This window comes from Pseudomonas pudica (genome assembly GCF_015680405.1).
In the GTDB taxonomy this organism is placed as follows: Bacteria; Pseudomonadota; Gammaproteobacteria; order Pseudomonadales; family Pseudomonadaceae; genus Aquipseudomonas; species Aquipseudomonas pudica.
Genome location: NZ_JADLJS010000003.1, coordinates 110,254 through 128,296, shown reverse-complemented (window position 1 = coordinate 128,296; position 18,043 = coordinate 110,254). Strand labels below are relative to the sequence as shown.

At 56.7% G+C, this 18,043-nt stretch carries 16 protein-coding genes; 10 read left to right on the top strand and 6 right to left on the bottom strand.

Annotation, left to right across the window (positions count from 1 at the left end):
* Positions 1–122: 122 nt before the first annotated feature.
* Together IRZ77_RS03665 and gabP are read left to right on the top strand one after the other, a co-directional pair.
* Positions 123–1,025, top strand: a complete 903-nt coding sequence (locus tag IRZ77_RS03665; protein ID WP_196173000.1) for a DMT family transporter — start codon at positions 123–125, stop codon at positions 1,023–1,025.
* Positions 1,026–1,173: 148 nt separating this feature from the next.
* On the top strand, positions 1,174–2,580 hold the full coding sequence (gene gabP / locus IRZ77_RS03660; protein WP_196172944.1) for a GABA permease: 1,407 nt from the start codon (positions 1,174–1,176) through the stop codon (positions 2,578–2,580).
* Between the two features lie 40 nt (positions 2,581–2,620).
* Here the strand turns inward: gabP and IRZ77_RS03655 are convergent, their stop codons facing one another.
* The 6 genes from IRZ77_RS03655 to IRZ77_RS03630 all read right to left on the bottom strand — a co-directional run bounded on the left by IRZ77_RS03655 (position 2,621) and on the right by IRZ77_RS03630 (position 8,268).
* Positions 2,621–3,661 carry a GlxA family transcriptional regulator gene (locus IRZ77_RS03655; protein ID WP_196172942.1) on the bottom strand — a complete coding sequence of 347 codons (1,041 nt, stop codon included), beginning with the start codon at positions 3,659–3,661 and terminating at the stop codon, positions 2,621–2,623.
* A gap of 66 nt (positions 3,662–3,727) precedes the next feature.
* Entirely contained in the window at positions 3,728–4,579 is an 852-nt protein-coding gene (locus IRZ77_RS03650) for an ABC transporter permease (protein WP_196172941.1), read from the bottom strand.
* Entirely contained in the window at positions 4,566–5,423 is an 858-nt protein-coding gene (locus tag IRZ77_RS03645) for an ABC transporter permease (protein ID WP_196172939.1), read from the bottom strand. Before IRZ77_RS03645 ends, IRZ77_RS03650 begins: the two co-directional genes overlap by 14 nt.
* Entirely contained in the window at positions 5,420–6,532 is a 1,113-nt protein-coding gene (locus tag IRZ77_RS03640; protein ID WP_196172937.1) for a quaternary amine ABC transporter ATP-binding protein, read from the bottom strand. The genes IRZ77_RS03645 and IRZ77_RS03640 overlap by 4 nt, the downstream gene beginning before the upstream one ends.
* A gap of 72 nt (positions 6,533–6,604) precedes the next feature.
* Complete coding sequence (locus IRZ77_RS03635; RefSeq protein ID WP_196172935.1) at positions 6,605–7,456, bottom strand: glycine betaine ABC transporter substrate-binding protein; 852 nt, start codon at positions 7,454–7,456, stop codon at positions 6,605–6,607.
* A gap of 143 nt (positions 7,457–7,599) precedes the next feature.
* Positions 7,600–8,268 carry a GntR family transcriptional regulator gene (locus tag IRZ77_RS03630; protein ID WP_196172934.1) on the bottom strand — a complete coding sequence of 223 codons (669 nt, stop codon included), beginning with the start codon at positions 8,266–8,268 and terminating at the stop codon, positions 7,600–7,602.
* A gap of 317 nt (positions 8,269–8,585) precedes the next feature.
* On the opposite strand from IRZ77_RS03630, the gene IRZ77_RS03625 reads away from it, so the two are divergent.
* The 8 genes from IRZ77_RS03625 to IRZ77_RS03590 all read left to right on the top strand — a co-directional run bounded on the left by IRZ77_RS03625 (position 8,586) and on the right by IRZ77_RS03590 (position 18,035).
* On the top strand, positions 8,586–9,329 hold the full coding sequence (locus IRZ77_RS03625; protein ID WP_230386335.1) for a GntR family transcriptional regulator: 744 nt from the start codon (positions 8,586–8,588) through the stop codon (positions 9,327–9,329).
* 94 nt (positions 9,330–9,423) lie between these two features.
* Positions 9,424–10,743 (top strand): NAD(P)/FAD-dependent oxidoreductase, encoded by a 1,320-nt coding sequence (locus IRZ77_RS03620; protein ID WP_196172932.1) that lies wholly within the window; start codon positions 9,424–9,426, stop codon positions 10,741–10,743.
* A 186-nt stretch (positions 10,744–10,929) separates the two neighbouring features.
* A complete protein-coding gene (locus tag IRZ77_RS03615; protein ID WP_196172931.1) occupies positions 10,930–12,258 on the top strand; it encodes an MFS transporter in 1,329 nt (442 codons plus the stop codon).
* A gap of 70 nt (positions 12,259–12,328) precedes the next feature.
* Positions 12,329–13,222 carry a dihydrodipicolinate synthase family protein gene (locus IRZ77_RS03610; RefSeq protein WP_196172930.1) on the top strand — a complete coding sequence of 298 codons (894 nt, stop codon included), beginning with the start codon at positions 12,329–12,331 and terminating at the stop codon, positions 13,220–13,222.
* 12 nt (positions 13,223–13,234) lie between these two features.
* Positions 13,235–14,725, top strand: a complete 1,491-nt coding sequence (locus tag IRZ77_RS03605) for an aldehyde dehydrogenase (protein WP_196172929.1) — start codon at positions 13,235–13,237, stop codon at positions 14,723–14,725.
* A gap of 248 nt (positions 14,726–14,973) precedes the next feature.
* On the top strand, positions 14,974–15,978 hold the full coding sequence (locus IRZ77_RS03600; RefSeq protein ID WP_196172928.1) for a GlxA family transcriptional regulator: 1,005 nt from the start codon (positions 14,974–14,976) through the stop codon (positions 15,976–15,978).
* Between the two features lie 159 nt (positions 15,979–16,137).
* Entirely contained in the window at positions 16,138–17,280 is a 1,143-nt protein-coding gene (locus IRZ77_RS03595; protein WP_196172927.1) for an aromatic ring-hydroxylating oxygenase subunit alpha, read from the top strand.
* Positions 17,277–18,035: an SDR family NAD(P)-dependent oxidoreductase gene (locus tag IRZ77_RS03590; RefSeq protein WP_196172926.1), complete on the top strand. Its 759-nt coding sequence runs from the start codon at positions 17,277–17,279 to the stop codon at positions 18,033–18,035. The genes IRZ77_RS03595 and IRZ77_RS03590 overlap by 4 nt, the downstream gene beginning before the upstream one ends.
* The last annotated feature ends 8 nt before the right edge of the window (positions 18,036–18,043 follow it).

Genomic DNA, 18,043 nt, shown 5'->3' with positions numbered 1-18,043 from the left:
TGCGGCGCCTCCTGCACCGGCTTACCGGTAGCATCCTCATAACGATAAAACCGGTATCTCCATACCACCGCAGCGTAGCGCCGCGCGGTTCGCGCTGCGCGCTTGATGAAGACTTGACTGCCATGATTTGTACCTCTATCTCCAGTTCCGGCACTGCTGCCGAACATCGCAATGCACTATTTGCCGCACACATCGCCGCGGTGCTTTTTGGCCTCACGGGCATTCTCGGCGCGCTGATTCTTGCTGATGCCAGCCTGATCACCTTTGGAAGGGCAACATTCGCATTCATCGCCCTGGGTTTTGTTGCCGGTCTGAAGGGTACCCGTCTCTTGGACGCGCTGAGCTGGAGAAATTTGCCAGTCATTGGCCTGACCGGCACGTTGTTGGCGGCCCATTGGGTAACGTTCTTTATTGCCGTGAAGGTTGGGGGGGTGGCGGTCGCTACTTTGGGCTTCGCCAGCTTCCCCGCATTCATCGCGCTAATAGATAGATTGTTTTTTCGGGAGCGCATTGGCTTTAGTGAAAGCCTGTTGCTGATCATGGTGACAGCCGGGCTGGTGCTCGTCGTACCCTCGTTCGACCTTCTTGATAGTGGCACGATTGGTTTGATTTGGGGGCTTGCATCGGGCTTTTCCTTTGCTCTGCTGGCAGTATCAAATCGTCGCCACACGGCAGGAATGAAGGCTCTGCAAGTTGCGTTCTGGCAAAACGTGGTGGTGGCCTTGCTGATGGTGCCTTTTGCTTTTCGTCATTTGCCTAGCACCAGCTTGCAAGCTGGCGACTGGGTGAATTTGGCATTGCTGGGGGTTTTCTGCACCGGGCTTTCACAGTTCCTGTTCGTCAAAAGCCTGGATGGCCTGCAGGCGCGAACCGCAGGGATGATCATTGCTTTGGAGCCGGTATACGCCATCGCATGTGCCTGGTGGTTGTTCGGTGAACAACCGTCGATACGTATGGGCGCGGGCGCACTGCTGGTGGTACTGGCCACAATCCTTGGGGCGCGACGAAAAGGGTCGGTTCATTAAGGCTGTGAGCACCATGCGAATGTCCGTCTGAGTAAACTAGATGGCCGAACCGGTCAACTGATCCCTACCTTCGCTCTCTATGGTGAAAACGTGCGCTTCGAACAGCACGCGCACCATACCCATAACAAGAGCAAAAGTAGGGATCAGGATGACTATGACAACCTCTGGAACAGCCGGTGACCAGCTGGCGCAGGGATTCAAGCCAAGACATGTAACCATGCTGTCTATCGCCGGAGTGATTGGCGCAGGGCTGTTTGTAGGGTCGGGACACGCCATCGCAGCAGCGGGCCCTTCTGCAATTGTGGCCTACGCTCTTGCCGGCGCGTTGGTGGTGCTGGTTATGCGAATGCTAGGCGAGATGGCCGTTGCTAGCCCGGATACCGGCTCTTTCTCCACTTACGCAGACCGCGCGATCGGCCGCTGGGCTGGCTTTACGATCGGCTGGTTGTACTGGTGGTTCTGGGTACTGGTTATTCCGATCGAAGCAATCGCTGCCGGGGTGGTACTCAACAATTGGTTCCCACTGGTCGAGCCCTGGTGCTTCGCCTTGACAATGACAGTGCTACTCACCGCCACCAATCTGTTTAGTGTCGCCAAATATGGCGAGTTTGAATTCTGGTTCGCCATGATCAAGGTTATCGCCATCGTCGGCTTCATTGCCCTAGGCGCTTTCGCACTCGTTGGCGCGTTACCAACGAGCCAGGTCAATGGCCTTGCGCATTTGATGGGCGTCCACGGTGGATTTATGCCTAACGGCTGGACAGCGATCATCGGTGCCTTGCTGACTACTATGTTCAGTTTTTTGGGCACCGAGGCGGTCACCATCGCCGCTTCAGAGTCAGCTGACCCGGCCCGTAATATTGCAAAGGCGACGCGTTCAGTCATCTGGCGGATCAGCGTGTTTTACCTCTTGTCGATTTTCGTCATCATTTCCGTGGTGCCTTGGAACGATCCCCTGCTTCCGGTACAGGGCTCCTATCAGAGGGCGCTGGAAATGATGAACATCCCTCATGCCAAGCTCATGGTTGACATGGTAGTGCTCGTGGCAGTTGCAAGTTGCCTTAATTCGTCCATTTACATTGCATCGCGAATGCTGTTTTCGCTGGGCAAGCGGGGAGATGCGCCGAGCTCCGTCGGCCGGACTTCAGCAGCAGGGGTGCCGTGTGCTGCCGTAGTTGGCAGTACGCTGATTGGCATGGTGGCAACGATCGTTAACTACTTCGCTCCGTCCGAGGTGTTTGCTTTCCTTCTGGCTAGTTCAGGCTCGATCGCGTTGCTCGTGTACCTTGCTATTGCCTTTTCCCAGCTGCGCATGAGAGCCGTGCTTGAAAAACAGAATCAGACGATTGCGTTCAAGATGTGGCTGTATCCATGGCTGACGTATGGCGTTATTGGCTTCATCGTGTTCGCATTGGGTGTGATGTTTGTCATGCCCCAGCATCGACTGGAAGTAACTGTAACAATTGGCTTGGCGCTGGTGATCCTCCTGATCGGCAAGATCAACAGTCGCCGGCATGCGCAGGTAGCTATAGCGCAGATGACACGGGTAACCTGAGTGAGACGGGAGGGCTCGAGGTCGCGCGAGTTCGTCCCATTCAACTTGTCTCACGATGCGTGCCTCTGACGCAGCCGAAGCGTTTTTCCTTCGATGGGCTGTAGCCAAAGAATGAGGCGTAGCACTTGCTGAAGTGGCTTGCGGAGACGAACCCGCAAGCCACAGCTACGCCTAGTAGGGGGAGGTCGGAGTACTGCAACAGGCGTCGGCTTTCTGTGATGCGTAGCTCCAGGTAATAACGTACCGGCGTTGTGCCCAATTGGTGCTGAAACAAGCGGCCAATCTGCCGCTTCGAACGACCTACGTACGCGGCTATCTGATCCTGGCTTAGAGGTTCCTCAATGTTTGCGCTCATTAAGTTTATCGCCTCGCGCAGCGGCTCGCTGATGTTGGCGTGCAAGGCGGGGGTGGTGCGCAGGTAGCGGGATGCTTCGAAAGCCAGGATGGCAGTAATACCATCCGTCAGGGCGGTTCCTCTTTGCTCGCCTAACCATTCCAGCACCATGTTGAACGCTCCCGCTGGGCTGGCCGCGCTCAAACGGTCGCGATCGACCAGGAAGCTTTGTGTAGTCACTTGACTCCGGTGCGCAACTTCCGCCACTGCGCCGCGATGCTCAGGGTGCACTGCACAACGATATCCGTCCAGCAATCCAGCTTGGCCTAGAAACCAAGCACCATTCCATAGCCCGGCCAGGGCAACGCCTTTGCGCGCTAAACCTTGCAACCAAGCGCTTAGATTTGCCGAAGCACTCAGTGGCGTGCGTAGGCCACCGCAAATCACCAGTAGATCCAGAGGTTGCTTGCTGCTTGTTTCCATTGATGCTGCGGGACAGATGACGATCCCCAAGTCGCTCGTCACTGATCGTCCGTCGATGCTGAAGGTGGTGCTCACACACGCTGAGGGCTCAATCAGGTTCGCTGTAACAAGCGTGTCCAGCGCCTGGGTAAAGGCAGGCAGCGAGAAATTATCTAGCAAAAGAAATCCCACGCGCGTTGGTTCACGAGTGGGTTCTTCTGCTGAGCGGGTAAACCGGGAGTTATGCCCATTCAGGGCGTTGCTGAAGCTACGAGTCGGGCGCAACGGTATTTCTCTTTCATTGAACGAACGGAAGAGGGCGGGCAGGGCTGCCCGCCTTCTCAGTGGAAGTTAGCGCGGAAGAAGGCTCTTGCGACGGTCAAGTAGGCCGCGTGACAACCGATCAAGCAGCAATGCGACGGCGACGATGGCCAGGCCCGCTCGGAGACCGAGCCCCATTTCCATCCGGGTCAGGCCTCGAGTGACCTCAGCGCCCAATCCGCCTGCTCCAACTAGCCCTGCCAGCACGACCATGGCCAGAGACATGAGGATGCACTGGTTCAAGCCCACCAACAGGGTGGGCATGGCGTTTGGCAGCTCGATCTTGAACAAGATGGTGCTGGGTTTTGCACCAGTCGCCTGGCCGAGCTCCAGCAGGTCTTTAGGTACCTGGCGAAAGCCCAGCGTGGTCAAGCGCAGCATTGGCGGAATGCCATAAATGATGGTCGCCATGATGGCTGGTACCTTGCCAAGGCTGAAGATGATGACCGCTGGTATCAGGTAGACCCACGGCGGGATGGTTTGCATGATGTTAAGCAGCGGGCTGATAGCGTTCTCGAAGCGTTTCACCCGTGCCGCGAGGATGCCCAGCGGAAACGCTATGGCTACCGCGATCATTACCGCTACCGACACCAGGGCGATGGTTTGCATCGAGGCATTCCAAAACCCGCTGACCCAGCAAAAGCCCAGCAACACGCCGGCCAGAACTGCGCTGCGCAGGTTTATGAAAAGTGCCGCCGAAAGGCACACTCCGGCCACCATCACGTAGGGGGGCGGCATCAGTAGAAGCACTTCGACCCCACCAAGCACTGCCTCGACGAAGCGGCTGATGGCTGCGAACAGCCCATGCAGATTGGTGTTCATCCAGTCGAAAACCGGAGCTACATATGCGCCTGGCGAAAGGTTCAGTTCAGTGAGCGCCATGACGGGCCTCCTCGGCACTGCGGACGCCGCTTTGAGCCAGCCGATCAAGTATCAGCGTGAGGATCACGATAGCGATTGAAGCGTTGATCGATCGGGCAATGTCCAGTGTACGAATCGCGCTGTAGATTACTTCGCCCAGCCCGCCGGAACCGACGATGCCCGCTATCACGACCATGCCGAAGGCCATCATCAGACTTTGATTGATGCCGGTCATGATGCTTGGCAGGGCGAATGGCAAGCGAATCTTGGCGAATTGCTGCCAGCCCGTGGTACCGGTGGCGTGCCCCAACTCGAGAAACGCTTTTGGTGTCATGCGTATACCCAGTGCGGTAAGACGCAGTACCGGTGGCACCGCAACAATTACCGTGGCAACCAGCGCTGTGCCGGTGCCATAGCCGAGGAGGGCGATGGCGGGTAGAAGATAGATGTAGGGAGGGAGAGTCTGGATCAGATCCAGGGTCGGCTCGCAGACTCGGTTTACGGACGAGGAAAGTCCGGCCACCACACCTAAGGGAATGCCAATGAGCAGTGCTAGACAGGTGGCGGTCAGAACTAGAGCGAGGGTGCTCATGGTCTGCGTCCACAAGCCCATCACTGCGCATAGAAGCAAGGCGAGCAGCGTGCCGACGGCAAACCGACAGCCGGCGAGGCGCCACCCAAGTAGCGCAACCATCAGCGCCACGGCATAAAAAGGCGGCGCCTCGAGCAACATGTAAACAGCTTGATAAAGGGCCTTAAGGAGGTCATTAAACAGGTCGAACAAGCCAGCGGCATTGTCAGAGAGCCACATCAATCCGTTGTCGACAATTTCATCGAAAGATGAGGCGAAGTTTTCAGGATTCATGCCAGTCCCTCCGCTGAAGTAAGCGACGGCACGGTGTCCGCGTCATGCTGCATTCCCTGCACGGCACGTAGCAGATCGCGTTGGCTGATGACACCCAATAGCGCGCTATTCTCGCGCACGCTCACAGCATCCTGACCTGAGCGAATCAACAAATTGATCAGGGTATCGAGATCACTTTCCGGACTGGCACAGGGGAGCTGCTCAATGTCATGGTGTGGATGTCGGGCGCGATAATCTCCCAGTGAGTGCATGATCGAGCGGGCTTTAACAAGGTGCAAACGCGAAATGCCTGCTACGAACTCAGCTACGTAGCCATCGGCGGGACTGAGCACTATGTCCTCGGCTGTGCCTTCCTGGATGATTACCCCATCTTTCATGATGGCAATGCGATCGCCGATGCGTATGGCTTCCTCTAGATCATGCGTAATGAACACTGCGGATTTTCCGAGTGACTTAGTGAGTTGCCGAAACTCATCCTGCAACTGCCGACGGATCAGCGGATCAAGGGCGCTGAAGGGTTCGTCCATAAGTATCACTTCCGGGTCTGAAGCGATCGCACGGGCTAGCCCGACGCGTTGTTGCATTCCACCTGACAGCTCGGCAGGGAATCGGTTGGCCCAGTCGCTTAGCCCTACTTTGGCCAAGGCACGCTGGGCCACTTCATGGCGTTTTGCCTTGGCTTGGCCTTGAACTTCAAGGCCGAAGGCTGCGTTTTCCAGCACCGTGCGGTGCGGTAGCAAGGCGACGCTTTGGAACACCATCCCAATATGCCTTGCGCGGACGTCTCGCAGTGCTGCGGCATCCAGCTGAGCGATATCACGGCCTTTGACGAAAATTTCGCCACTGGTGGGAGTAATGAGCCGGTTGAGGAGCCGGATCAGCGTAGACTTACCGCTGCCAGAAAGGCCCATGATGCAAAAAATTTCACCACGACGGACTTGTAAGTCGACATTAGAGACGCCTACCACGCAACCGTAGTCTTGCAGGATTTGGGTTTTCGTTAGGCCGCGCTCACGATAGGCCTGCATCGCTGCCGGCGCGCGGTCACCGAAAATCTTCCAGACGTTGCGGCAATCGATCAATGTTTCAGTGACGCTATTGGTATTCATAAGTGCACCCGAACCAGATTTTTCTGGTGTGTTCTTGTTTCAAGTTCGGCAGTGGCAAACTAGACACGTCTCTCAGTACTTTTTAATGTTTTCCCAGCGCTTGAGCAGGTCTGCGTGGCTGTCCGTCCAGTCCTTCACGGCCTGATCCATGGTTTTGCCATCGTTCACAGCACTGTTAATGGCACTTATGTCGGACAACGGGACATAGACGCTGGCGATCACTTCGCGGGCTTGCGGATTTTCAGCTGAGAAGCCCTTTTGACCAATCCAGTAGTAACCCTGGGCTGGCGCAAACACACCTTTCGGGTCTTTCAGGAACTTGGTGTCGTATTTCAAAGCCATCCAGGTGGGCTCCCAAAGCGTCACTGCCACCCACTCCTTGCGATCGACTGCTGATTTCAGCGCAGCGGTCATTGCTGCGGTACTGCCTTCAAGCAATTTGAGCTTCAGGTCGTAGGCCTTGACCGCGTTGGCGGCTTCGTTCATCAGGCCCGATCCAGGTTCGATCCCGACGATCTTGTTGCTGAACTTGTCGGCGTTTTCATTAAGCTGCTCGATCGAATCGATAGGCACGTATTTGGGCACGGCGATCGCTTGGTAAAGTCCATGGGATACCGGCGAAATTTTCTCCAGGCGGCTTTTATTACGGTTCCAGAAATCTTGAGCCACGTAGTCAATCTGCGAGGCGAGAATCTGCACGTCGCCCTTGCTCAGCGCGGCATAGGCGATGCCCCATTCGGAGAACGAGGTCACCTTGACGGTGTAGCCGGCATCTTCGAGCACTTTCTTGGTGATGCCTGTAATCGGGGTGAGGTCTTCCCAGGACAAAGTGCCCATGTTGATGACCTTTTCCTCAGCGTTGGCCTGGCATAGCCCAAGGCCGACAATAGCGATGGCGCACAGCGCTTTGCGAATACGATTCATGTGAAGCTCCTGCGTTGTGGTGGGTGGGCGTTGGCGCCCTGTTGTTTTGACTTTCACCTTCTGCCCCTTGGTCGACGTCATCGAAAGGGGTTGAACTGCTCGTTTGATGCGCAAGGCGCTGCTAGCCGCCGTTGAATCGCGGATCATTCATTAGTAGGGCTTCGTGGGGCGATGAACATCTGCATGTTGCATCGCGACAGTTCCCAGTGTTCGTACACGAGGTCGACCACTGCTCCTTCGTCATGCTTCTCAAAAGCTTCGATGAAGCTGTCGTGATGCCGTATGGCCAAAATCAGGTGCCGCTCCATTTCACTGTTGTGCGGGCGGAAGAAGGTGTGGCCGATACGAGCGTGATCAATGAGCAGGCGACCTAGGCTGGGTTCGAGATAAGTGTTGGCGGACATCTCACCCATGATTTCGTGGAAACGATTGTTTTCGACAACCATGGCCCGGGCTTCGTGAGCCGCGCAGGCGCGACGAAACCGTGCCTGGGTCGTCTGCAAGTTACGAAGCTGGAAGGGTTTGTAGTTCTGAACCGCCAAGCGGCCGATGGCCGCGTAGACCATAGGGGCGACCAGAAAGAAATTGCGCAGCGTATCGTGGTTCATTGATGCCACCCGGGCGCCGCGATGTTCCTGGATCTCGATATAACCTTCCCCTGCCAAGCGACGGAGAATTTCCCGCACCGGAGTCCGGGAGAGCCCATAACGCTCACCAATTCCCAGTTCGTCTAACAGCTGGTCGGGGCTGAGCTCCATGGTCAGAATCTGGCTCTTCAGATCTTCATACAGCTCATTCTTGTCGCTTTTCATGGTAGGCCCGCCGTTCGACGACGCTGGAGCGATCACTGTTTTCAGCAGACTCGCACGGGACTGAAAGGCGGTCAATCCAATTGTATTCTTTGTGTATACCTAGATTATTCGATCAGAATACCGTCAAACTCAGTAACCATCAGCGTTGGCGCTCGTTGCGCTAGCACACCGCTTTGTCGTAAATGGGCATGATACCGTCGCTGGTGGGCAAGACCGCTTTGGCAGCTCTCAAACGCACAGCCGATTGCCCCAAAAATCCTGTAGACACATTGTCTAATGGGCCCTATATTCGTTATACAAATTGTAGACATAACAAAATGACAACCAAAAAAGTCGCTACTAAACCTACCGCAGAGAACCATCCGCTGATCGGAGACGTGCCGCTGGATCGCAAGGGCGTGCTCGCTGATGCGCTGCGTCGACGGATCCTGAGCATGGAATTGGCGCCAGGAGCAGTAGTAGATGAACTCGCCCTGTGTGACGAGTTCGGCCTGTCGCGTCCGCCTGTTCGTGAGCTACTCAGGCAGATCGCAGCAGAGGGTTACATCGAATTGGAGGCCAATCGTGCTCCGCGGGTGGCTGCGATGAATCACGATTCACTGCATAGCTTTTTCTTGGCAGCGCCTTTGATCTACATAGCGACGACCCAGTTGGCCGCGACACATGCCACAGCACATGAGATCGAGGGGCTAAAGGCCATTCAGGCGATGTTCCGCCAGGCGATCGAACAGCGCGATGTTGAAAATCGTGTGTTGTACAACGACGCCTTCCATCTGGAGATCGGCCGGATGGCGCATAACGACTACTTGTTACCTAGCCTACGGCGCCTTCTGATCGACCACACGAGGCTGGGAAAAATCTTCTACCGGCATCCGACTACCGATGATATGCAGCGCGACCTAGAGCTCGCCTGTAACCAGCACGATCAAATGATCGAGGCCATTGAGCGTCGCGATCCTGAAACTGCCGGACAACTGGTGCGCGAGCATTTCGAGTTGTCCCGTCGCCGTATGGCCGAATACGCGGCACCCCAAGGAATGGAAGTGGCACTGGCCTTATGAAGTAATGCTCACCGCGCGCCGATACCCTGCAGGATGCCGGGTATGGCGAGGCGTGATGAGGAACAGACGCTAACAACAATATCTGGTTCCTGAAATGACAAAGATCACCTCATTGCCCGCTGACGACACCACGTGCGGTTGGTACCACCTGAGCAAAGGACGGCAAGTTAAAGCACCGCACCGTGGGCATACCGCCGCGCGGTGGGTTGTCGTCGGCGCCGGCTTTACCGGGTTAGCGGCTGCACGGCAGTTGGCGTTAAATTTCCCGGAAGACGAGGTTGTGCTGCTGGAGGCCCAAGAAGTGGGGTTCGGTTCGTCGGGACGCAATGCCGGTTTCGCCATCGACCTACCTCACGACATCGGGGCGGAGGACTATATCGGCGACATCGGAATAGCCAAGACTACGCTCAAGCTCAATCTCAGCGGTCAGTCGTTTCTCAAGGAGTTAGTGGAACGCTACCGGATCGATTGTCAGATGAAGCACTGCGGAAAATACCAAGCCGCAGTTGAACCTCGTGGTATCGCTGTGCTTGAAGCTTATCGGCGTGGTTTAGACAAGCTTGATCAGCCCTACGAAATGATCGAGGGTGATGACCTGCCACAACACATCGGAACCCATTTCTACCGCAAGGCGCTTTTTACCCCTGGCACCTCACTTATCCAACCTTCGGCGTTGGTGAAGGGGCTGGCCGATAATTTACCGTTGAACGTCACCCTCTACGAACAGACGCCGATCACTGAGATCGAATACGGCGCTAAAACCGTGCTGAAGCACGCCCACGGATCGATTACAGCCGACAAACTGGTTCTTACCACAAATGCATTCGGCATGAGCTTTGGCTTTCTTAAGGGGCGCATGTTGCCCGTATTCACCTATGCCAGTCTGACCCGGCCGATGACTGATCAGGAGCAGGCGCGATTGGGTGGAAAGCCATACTGGGGTGTGATTCCCGCTGATCCCTTTGGAACCACTGTGCGTCGTACCCCAGATAACCGGCTGCTAATTCGCAACAGTTTTAGTTACAACCCCGACGGCCGAGCCAACCGTAAATACTTGGATCGCTTTGCTGTGCGTCATCGCGACGCCTTTGATCGCCGTTTCCCTATGCTGCCCGAGATGCCTTTCGAATATACCTGGGGCGGGGCGCTTGCGATGTCGCGCAATCACATGGGTTATTTTGGTGAATTGGCGCCGAATGTATACGGTGCGCTCTGCTGCAATGGTCTAGGCGTTACCCGTGGTACCGCCACTGGCAAATTACTCGCCGACTGGCTGGCAGGGGAAAATAACGAACTTATCGATTTCGTTCGAAAAGCGCCAGGCCCTTGTGCAAATCCTCCAGCGCCGCTGGTCTCACTTGGGTTAAATCTGAATCTTAGGTGGGGGCAATACCGCGCCGGAAAAGAAAGCTAACTCCATCCAGGTCGATATAACTTATTTGATATTTGCCAGGTATTGAATTGCCTGGCCTGCGGTTTCTATTGCGTGCTGTTTGCGGTCGAGCATCGCGCTCGGCGATACGGAGCTGACTGGAATGTCAGTTTCGAGGCGTCGTTCGTCTGTAAATAGGCCGCACTTTGGTCGTGGCAGGAGAAAATAATGACAAATTCCAATGTATCAATCGAAGAAGTACCTATTAATCGTTTCCATCAATTGCTGACCCTTCGCTCGGGTGGCGGTTCATTTGTTGATGGTTATGTCCTCAGTATCATTGGCGTTGCAATGGCGCAGATGTCTGTAGGCTTGGGATTGACCAGCTTCTGGCAAGGCATGATCGCGGCCTCCGCGCTGATAGGCATTTTCTTCGGTGGGTTTTTCGGGGGATGGTTGACTGACCGTTTTGGCCGCAAACGCGTTTTCTTCGTTGGGCCGACCCTGTTCATTCTGTCCTCGGTCGCGCAGTTCTGGGTTGATTCAGCTCTGGCGCTTTTTCTACTGCGGTTTGCGATTGGTATCGCTGTGGGCATCGAGTATCCGGTAGCGACTTCGCTTCTTGTGGAGTTCCTGCCGAAGAAGAACCGTGGGCCGCGTCTGGCTACCCTGACTGTACTTTGGTTCGCTGGTGCTGCCGTGGCCTACATGGTGGGCGAGGCGATTCTGCACCACGGTGGTGACGGTGCATGGCGTCTCGTACTCGCCAGCGCTGCGGTGGTGGGCAGTGTTCTGTTCGCCCTGCGCTTGGGCACGCCGGAATCGCCGCGCTGGTTGATTAGCAAGGGGCGTAGCGCCGAGGCAGAGCAAGTGATCAAGCGGGTGTATGGCAATGACTTCTCTTTGGCGAATCTGCCGGAAGAACCCATAACCCGGAAACTCTCTTTCCTCAGCCTGCTGCACTCGGGCTATGGCAAACGCATGTTGTTCGTCACCATGTTCTGGACGTGCTCTGTCATTCCTGTATTCGCCGTCTATGCCTTCGCCCCGAAGGTACTTGGTGCGCTCAATCTCAAAGGAGAGTGGGCTTCGATCGGCTCCGTCGCGATCACCTGTCTGTTCGTTGTGGGCTGCATCATTGCTACACGCCTGATTAACGGCCTTGGCCGCCGTACCACACTGCTGCACAGCTTCCTTTGGTCAGGGCTCGCGCTGCTGGGCCTGGGTGTATTCAGCACGAGCTCTGAAATGCTCATCCTCGTGCTTTTCGGCGCCTACGCACTGTTTATAGGTGGGGCCCAGGTGCTGCAACTGGTGTACCCCAACGAACTCTTCCCCACCGAAATTCGCGCGGGTGCAGTAGGAGTCGGCACTTCCATGTCACGAGTCGGAGCCGCCGTTGGCACCTGGTTGGTACCCATGGCACTCGATACCTATGGAATCGGCGCAACCATGTATGCCGCCGCAGCAGTGACCTTCGTTGGCCTGGCGTTTTCCTTCGTGCTGGCACCTGAAACCCGATCGATGAATCTGCAACAGGCTGCCTCACTCGCCTGACTTTAAACACAGCCGCCGTGGCGCGTTGCGTCGCGGCTCTCACTACCCAATGTACCTCGGAGAATCCACCGTGAAATTTGAAGGCATCTACACACCGGCTATCACTCCACTGGCAGCGGACGGCTCGATCGACAAAGCGGCGTTCGCCGAAGTGCTTGAGTACCTGACCGAGTCGAAGATCCACGGCGTCATCATCGGCGGCTCTACCGGCGAGTACTACGCCCACACCACCCAAGAGCGTATCGAACTGGCCGCCCAGGCCAAGGACGTGCTCAATGGCCGCCTGCCGCTGATCGTTGGCACGGGTGGCATCCGCACCGAAGATGCGGTGGCCTTCGCCCAGCACGCCAAGGAAATCAAGGCCGACGCGCTGCTGGTAGGTACCCCGCCATACGCGCTGCCCACTCAGCAGGAGATTGCCCTGCACGTCAAAGCGGTCGACGCCGCCGCAGGCCTGCCGATCATGCTCTACAACTATCCAGGCCGCATGAGCGTGAGCATGGGCGAGGAGTTCTTCGATGCCGTGGACGACGTGAAGAACATCGTCGCCATCAAGGAAAGCTCCGGTGACATGGCCCAGCTGCACCGCCTGGCCATCCAGCGCCCGAACATCCAGCTGTCGTGCGGCTGGGACGACCAGGCTCTGGAGTTCTTCGCCTGGGGCGCCAAGAGCTGGGTCTGCGCCGGTTCCAACTTCATCCCGCGTGAGCACGTCGCCCTGTACGAAGCCTGCGTGATCGAGAAGAACTTCGATAAAGGCCGCAAAATCATGGCCGCGATGATGCCGCTCATGGACTTCCTCGAAGGTGGCAAGTTTGTCCAGGCCATCAAGAACGGCGTTGCCCTGAACGGTCTGAAGACCGGCGGCGTGCGCAAGCCGCTGTACGACCTGGATGACGCCGAGAAGCAAGAACTCAAGCGTGTGGTCACCGAACTGAAGGCCACCATCGCCCAGATCAAATAAGGAGACTGGAAAATGGCTGAATTGCTGAGTAAGGAACAATACGCGGCCATCGCCGCCGACCTGCAGCTGCGCACCCAGGCGTTCATCGACGGTGAGTTCCGCGATGCCATTTCCGGTCGCACCTTCGTCACTACCAACCCGGCCACCGGCAAGCAGCTGGCCGAGATCGCCGCCTGCGACGTCAACGACGTCAACGTGGCGGTGGCTGCGGCCAAGCGCGTGTTCGAAGAAGGCACTTGGTCGAAGATGCAACCGAACGACCGCAAGCACGTGCTGCAGAAGTTCGCCCAGCTGCTGGAAGACAACGCCCACGAGCTGGCAGTGCTTGAGGCCCTGGACAGCGGCAAGCCGGTCAGCGAGTGCCAGACGGTGGACGTGCCGGAAACCATCCACACCATTCGCTGGCACGCCGAGCTCATCGACAAGATCTACGACGCCACCGCCCCGACCGGCAATGCTGCCGTGACCATGGTGGTGCGTGAAGCCATCGGTGTGGTCGGCCTGGTGCTGCCATGGAACTTCCCGCTGCTGATGCTGGCCTGGAAGATCGCCCCGTCGCTGGCTGCCGGTTGCTCGATCGTGGTCAAGCCGGCCAAGGAAACCACTCTCAGTGCCCTGCGCGTGGCCGAACTGGCCCATGAAGCGGGCATTCCTGCGGGCGTGTTCAACCTGGTGCCTGGCGGTGGCCGTGAGGTGGGCGAGGCTATCGGCCGCCACATGGACATCCCGATGGTCAGCTTCACCGGTTCTACCGACACCGGCCGACTGTTCCTGAAATACGCTGCTGAATCCAACCTCAAGCGCATCGTCCTGGAGCTGGGTGGCAAGAACCCCGCAGTCGTGATGAATGACTGCGAAGACCTGGACGAAGTGGCCCAGTTCGTCACCGCCGGTGCGTTCTGGAACATGGGCGAGAACTGCTCGGCCTCCTCGCGCCTGATCGTCCACAAAGACGTCAAGGACGAGTTGCTGGGCCTGATCGCCAAGCACCTGAAGGACTGGAAGCTGGGCGACCCGCTCGACCCGGACAACCGCTTGGGCGCGATGGTCAGCAAGTCGCATTTCGAGAAGGTCAAGTCGTATCTCGAATACGCTGCCGAGCAAAACCTCAGCATCGTCCAGGGTGGCGAAACCGAGGAAGGCGTGTTCGTGCAGCCGACCATCGTCGACAATGTTGCCCCCGACAACAAACTGTTCGTCGAGGAAATCTTTGGCCCGGTGCTGAGCGTGACCAGCTTCGAGACCATCGACGAGGCGATCGAGCTGGCCAACGATACCGTTTACGGGCTGGCTGCCTCGGCCTACACGGGCAGCTTGCGCAATGCGCTGCGCCTGTCGCGAGAAATCCGCGCCGGCGTGGTCACGGTGAACTGCTTCGGCGAGGGCGATGTGACCACACCGTTCGGTGGCTACAAGGAGTCTGGCTTTGGTGGTCGCGACAAGTCCATCTGGGCCCACGACCAATACACGGAGCTGAAGACCATCTGGATCAACGCTTCATGACCGGATACGCGATGTAAGCCGTTTGGGCTCCCGCAATCTACATTGATCCGTCCGAGTTCGGCCGCCATTGAACCACTGCCCGCTGGGGCAGTGGTTTTTTTGTGAGCTTTCAGTGCGGGTTACGCAGCTCGCTAGCGATTGGAAATGTAAAGCTGAGCGCGGGATGGTCTTGGATGAGTTGCTCCGAACCAGGGGAAGGCGATTTACATTTATCCTGCGTATGATTAAGCGGCAACCCCCGATTGGAGATGTGTGTGTTCAGGTTTCTAGTCATCGTCTTTCCCTACTTCAACGCTGCTGCCACCTCCGCATTCGTCGATCCATTTCGTGCAGCTGACTACCTGAGTGGGGAGACCCATTACTACTGGGAGTTCGCCTCGCTCGATGGAGGAGGCGTCCGGGCATCCAACGGCATGGACTTGTTTACTCAGTCACTGGCCAAGGTGCGGAATCAGAATTGGGATCTCGTGGTGGTGTCCTGTAGCTGGACGCCGGAGAAATTCCACAGTCCTCGTTTGCAAGGCTTATTGAGAGGATGGGCTGCCAAAGGCTGCATGCTTGGCGCGATCGATACCGGTACATTTTTGCTGGCAGAGGCGGGTTTGCTTTCGGGGCGTCGCGCAACGGGGCACTACGAGCACATAGATGCACTGATAGAGCTTTACCCTGACGTTAAAATCGTCGAGGACTTGTATGTCTTCGATGACAACCGGTTCACGTGTTGTGGTGGAGCCGCGGCAACCGACACCGCTTTGCAACTCATTCGTACGATGCACGGTGAAACCGTCTCCAACGAGGCAGCCCGTTATGTGTTCCACCAACAATTTCGCCCTGGCAATACCCAGCAGAATCCTCAAGACCATCAGCCTTTGGGACAAACCATTCCTCCAGCGGTCATGCACGCAATCAAGCTGATGGAAACCCACCTCGAAGAGGTCATCAGCATTCCTGAGATCAGCGAGCGAGTCGGCATCTCGCAGCGCCAACTAGACCGTTTGTTCCGTGATGTCACCCATAAGACGCCAGCGCTGTACTACCGCGATATTCGGCTGGATCGTGCCCGTGGTCTGGTAACCCAGACGAGCCTGGCGTTGACCAAGGTGGGGGTCGCTTCAGGTTTTCCCAATCAGTCACATTTTTGCAAGATCTATCGGGAACGCTTCGGTTTGACGCCCCGGCAAGATAGGCAAGAGGGCCGCGTGCCTTTCAACTACCGCGCCTGGCCAATGCATCAGGCCGGTAAAGATCGATAATTTCTGTCGCGAATTGCCTCTACTTATCCAAAAACGACGCCGACGAAATTAACAAATAAATCGGCGAAATATGAAAATTCTCCGTTATCCAACCAGCCCACTATCAACGCCACAGAGCGAGCCACCCCCCCGGCTCGTGATAATAAAAGGGCCGTTGACATGTCTGAGTTGTTGCATCCTCGTCAATTCGAATCGATCAAACAGGGCTACGATCCGGATCCTCTAGTCTCTCACTCGTTGCGCGCTGAAGCGTATGTAGACCCTGAGTGGTTCCGCCTCGATCAGCAGGCCATCATCGCGAAAAGCTGGCAGTGGGTCTGTCACGTTGAGAAAGTTCGCGAGCCTGGTAGCTACACGACAGTAGATATTGCGGGGCATCCTATCGCTGTAGTTCGTGACCAGGACGGTACGCTCCGTGCCTTCTACAACGTCTGCAAGCACCGTGCTCATCCGGTGCTGCAAGGGGAGGGCAAGACTCGCCGGATTGTCTGTCCTTATCATTCCTGGTGCTACGGCCTAAACGGGAGCCTCGTCGCAGCGCCGCATGTTGGCGGATTGAAGGACTTCAACAAGGAAGAGATCCACCTCTCCCCAGTCCAGGTCGAAGAGTTCTGTGGCTTCGTCTACGTCAATCTCGACCCGCAGGCCGCTCCGCTTCATCAGCAATCTGGAGACCTGGCAAAGGAAATACTGAATTGGGCACCGGACATCGAGAAGCTCACCTTCGCCCACCGGCTTACCTACGAGATCAAGTCGAACTGGAAGAACGTTGTCGATAATTTCCTGGAGTGCTACCACTGCCCGACAGCTCACAAAGACTTCTGCACCTTGGTCGATATGGACACCTACAAGGTGGAGACGCACGGTATCTACTCAAGCCACATGGCAGAGGCCGGCAAGGGGCAGAACTCGGCCTACGACGTATCCAAGGCCAGCGTGCGCACCCACGCAGTGTGGTGGCTATGGCCTAACACCTGCTTGATGCGTTACCCAGGTCGTAGCTCGATGATCGTCCTGAACATCGTGCCAGTGGGCCCTGATCGCACCTTCGAAACCTACGACTTCTTCCTGGAAACACCTGAGCCAGACGACATGGAAAAAGAAGCCATTCGTTATCTCGATGAGGTGCTCCAGGTGGAAGACATCTCGCTGGTCGAGAACGTCCAGCGCGGGATGCAAACCCCCGCATTCGATCAGGGGCGAATCGTCACTGACCCGAATGGCTCTGGTAAATCCGAGCATGCACTGCACCACTTCCACGGTCTGGTTCTCGACGCTTACGCACGCAGTGTGAAGCCATGAGCAGCGGCGGCCTGAAGGGAAAGGTCGCTTTGGTTACCGGTGGCACAGGCGGCATTGGCAGGGCTGTATGCGAGCGCTTGCTGAAGGAAGGGGCTGTGGTTTATGCCGCCGATCTTTCGCAAAAGCAGCCAGTGCCGGGCGCAGTACCGGTGCAGCTGAATGTTGGCGATGAGGCTCAAGTGCAGACTGTCATGCACCAAGTGACTGGGGAACAGGGACGGCTCGATGTACTGGTAAACGCTGCCGGTATTGAAGTGGAGCACACCATCGAGCACACCAGCCTTGAGGTTTGGAACAGGGTGTTCGCAGTCAACGTCACCGGCACTTTTCTGGTCAGTAAATACGCCTTGCCGTTATTGCGCGAAAGCACTGGAGCCAGCGTCATCAATTTCGGTTCCTACGACGGATTCATTGCTGACCCTGGTCTGGCGGCCTACTGCGCAAGCAAGGGAGCGGTACATGCACTGACGCGTGCCATGGCGTGCGATCACGGCCCTGAAGGTATACGGGTCAACGCGGTATGTCCCGGTTACATCGATACACCGATGCTTCGTAGTTTTTTCCAGGATCACGGCGACATCGCCAGTCTCGAAAGCGCGGTGCGCGATGTGCATCCGACGCGGCGCTACGGCACGCCAGCTGACGTCGCCAACCTCGTTTACTGGTTGGCCAGTGATGAGGCCCGCTATGCCAGCGGCCAGTTGTGGATTCTCGATGGTGGCCTGACCGCCCAAGTACAACAAATGAAATTGTGAGCCTTGCC

What these genes read in the sequence shown, in the direction of transcription:
- IRZ77_RS03625 (WP_230386335.1), top strand. Translation starts at nt 8,586, where the DNA reads ATGACAACCAAAAAAGTCGCTACTAAACCTACCGCAGAGAACCATCCG.
- IRZ77_RS03650 (WP_196172941.1), bottom strand. Translation starts at nt 4,579, where the DNA reads ATGGCGCTCACTGAACTGAACCTTTCGCCAGGCGCATATGTAGCTCCG.
- IRZ77_RS03665 (WP_196173000.1), top strand. Translation starts at nt 123, where the DNA reads ATGATTTGTACCTCTATCTCCAGTTCCGGCACTGCTGCCGAACATCGC.
- IRZ77_RS03605 (WP_196172929.1), top strand. Translation starts at nt 13,235, where the DNA reads ATGGCTGAATTGCTGAGTAAGGAACAATACGCGGCCATCGCCGCCGAC.
- IRZ77_RS03615 (WP_196172931.1), top strand. Translation starts at nt 10,930, where the DNA reads ATGACAAATTCCAATGTATCAATCGAAGAAGTACCTATTAATCGTTTC.
- IRZ77_RS03630 (WP_196172934.1), bottom strand. Translation starts at nt 8,268, where the DNA reads ATGAAAAGCGACAAGAATGAGCTGTATGAAGATCTGAAGAGCCAGATT.
- IRZ77_RS03620 (WP_196172932.1), top strand. Translation starts at nt 9,424, where the DNA reads ATGACAAAGATCACCTCATTGCCCGCTGACGACACCACGTGCGGTTGG.
- gabP (WP_196172944.1), top strand. Translation starts at nt 1,174, where the DNA reads ATGACTATGACAACCTCTGGAACAGCCGGTGACCAGCTGGCGCAGGGA.
- IRZ77_RS03590 (WP_196172926.1), top strand. Translation starts at nt 17,277, where the DNA reads ATGAGCAGCGGCGGCCTGAAGGGAAAGGTCGCTTTGGTTACCGGTGGC.
- IRZ77_RS03640 (WP_196172937.1), bottom strand. Translation starts at nt 6,532, where the DNA reads ATGAATACCAATAGCGTCACTGAAACATTGATCGATTGCCGCAACGTC.
- IRZ77_RS03595 (WP_196172927.1), top strand. Translation starts at nt 16,138, where the DNA reads ATGTCTGAGTTGTTGCATCCTCGTCAATTCGAATCGATCAAACAGGGC.
- IRZ77_RS03635 (WP_196172935.1), bottom strand. Translation starts at nt 7,456, where the DNA reads ATGAATCGTATTCGCAAAGCGCTGTGCGCCATCGCTATTGTCGGCCTT.
- IRZ77_RS03600 (WP_196172928.1), top strand. Translation starts at nt 14,974, where the DNA reads ATGTGTGTGTTCAGGTTTCTAGTCATCGTCTTTCCCTACTTCAACGCT.
- IRZ77_RS03645 (WP_196172939.1), bottom strand. Translation starts at nt 5,423, where the DNA reads ATGAATCCTGAAAACTTCGCCTCATCTTTCGATGAAATTGTCGACAAC.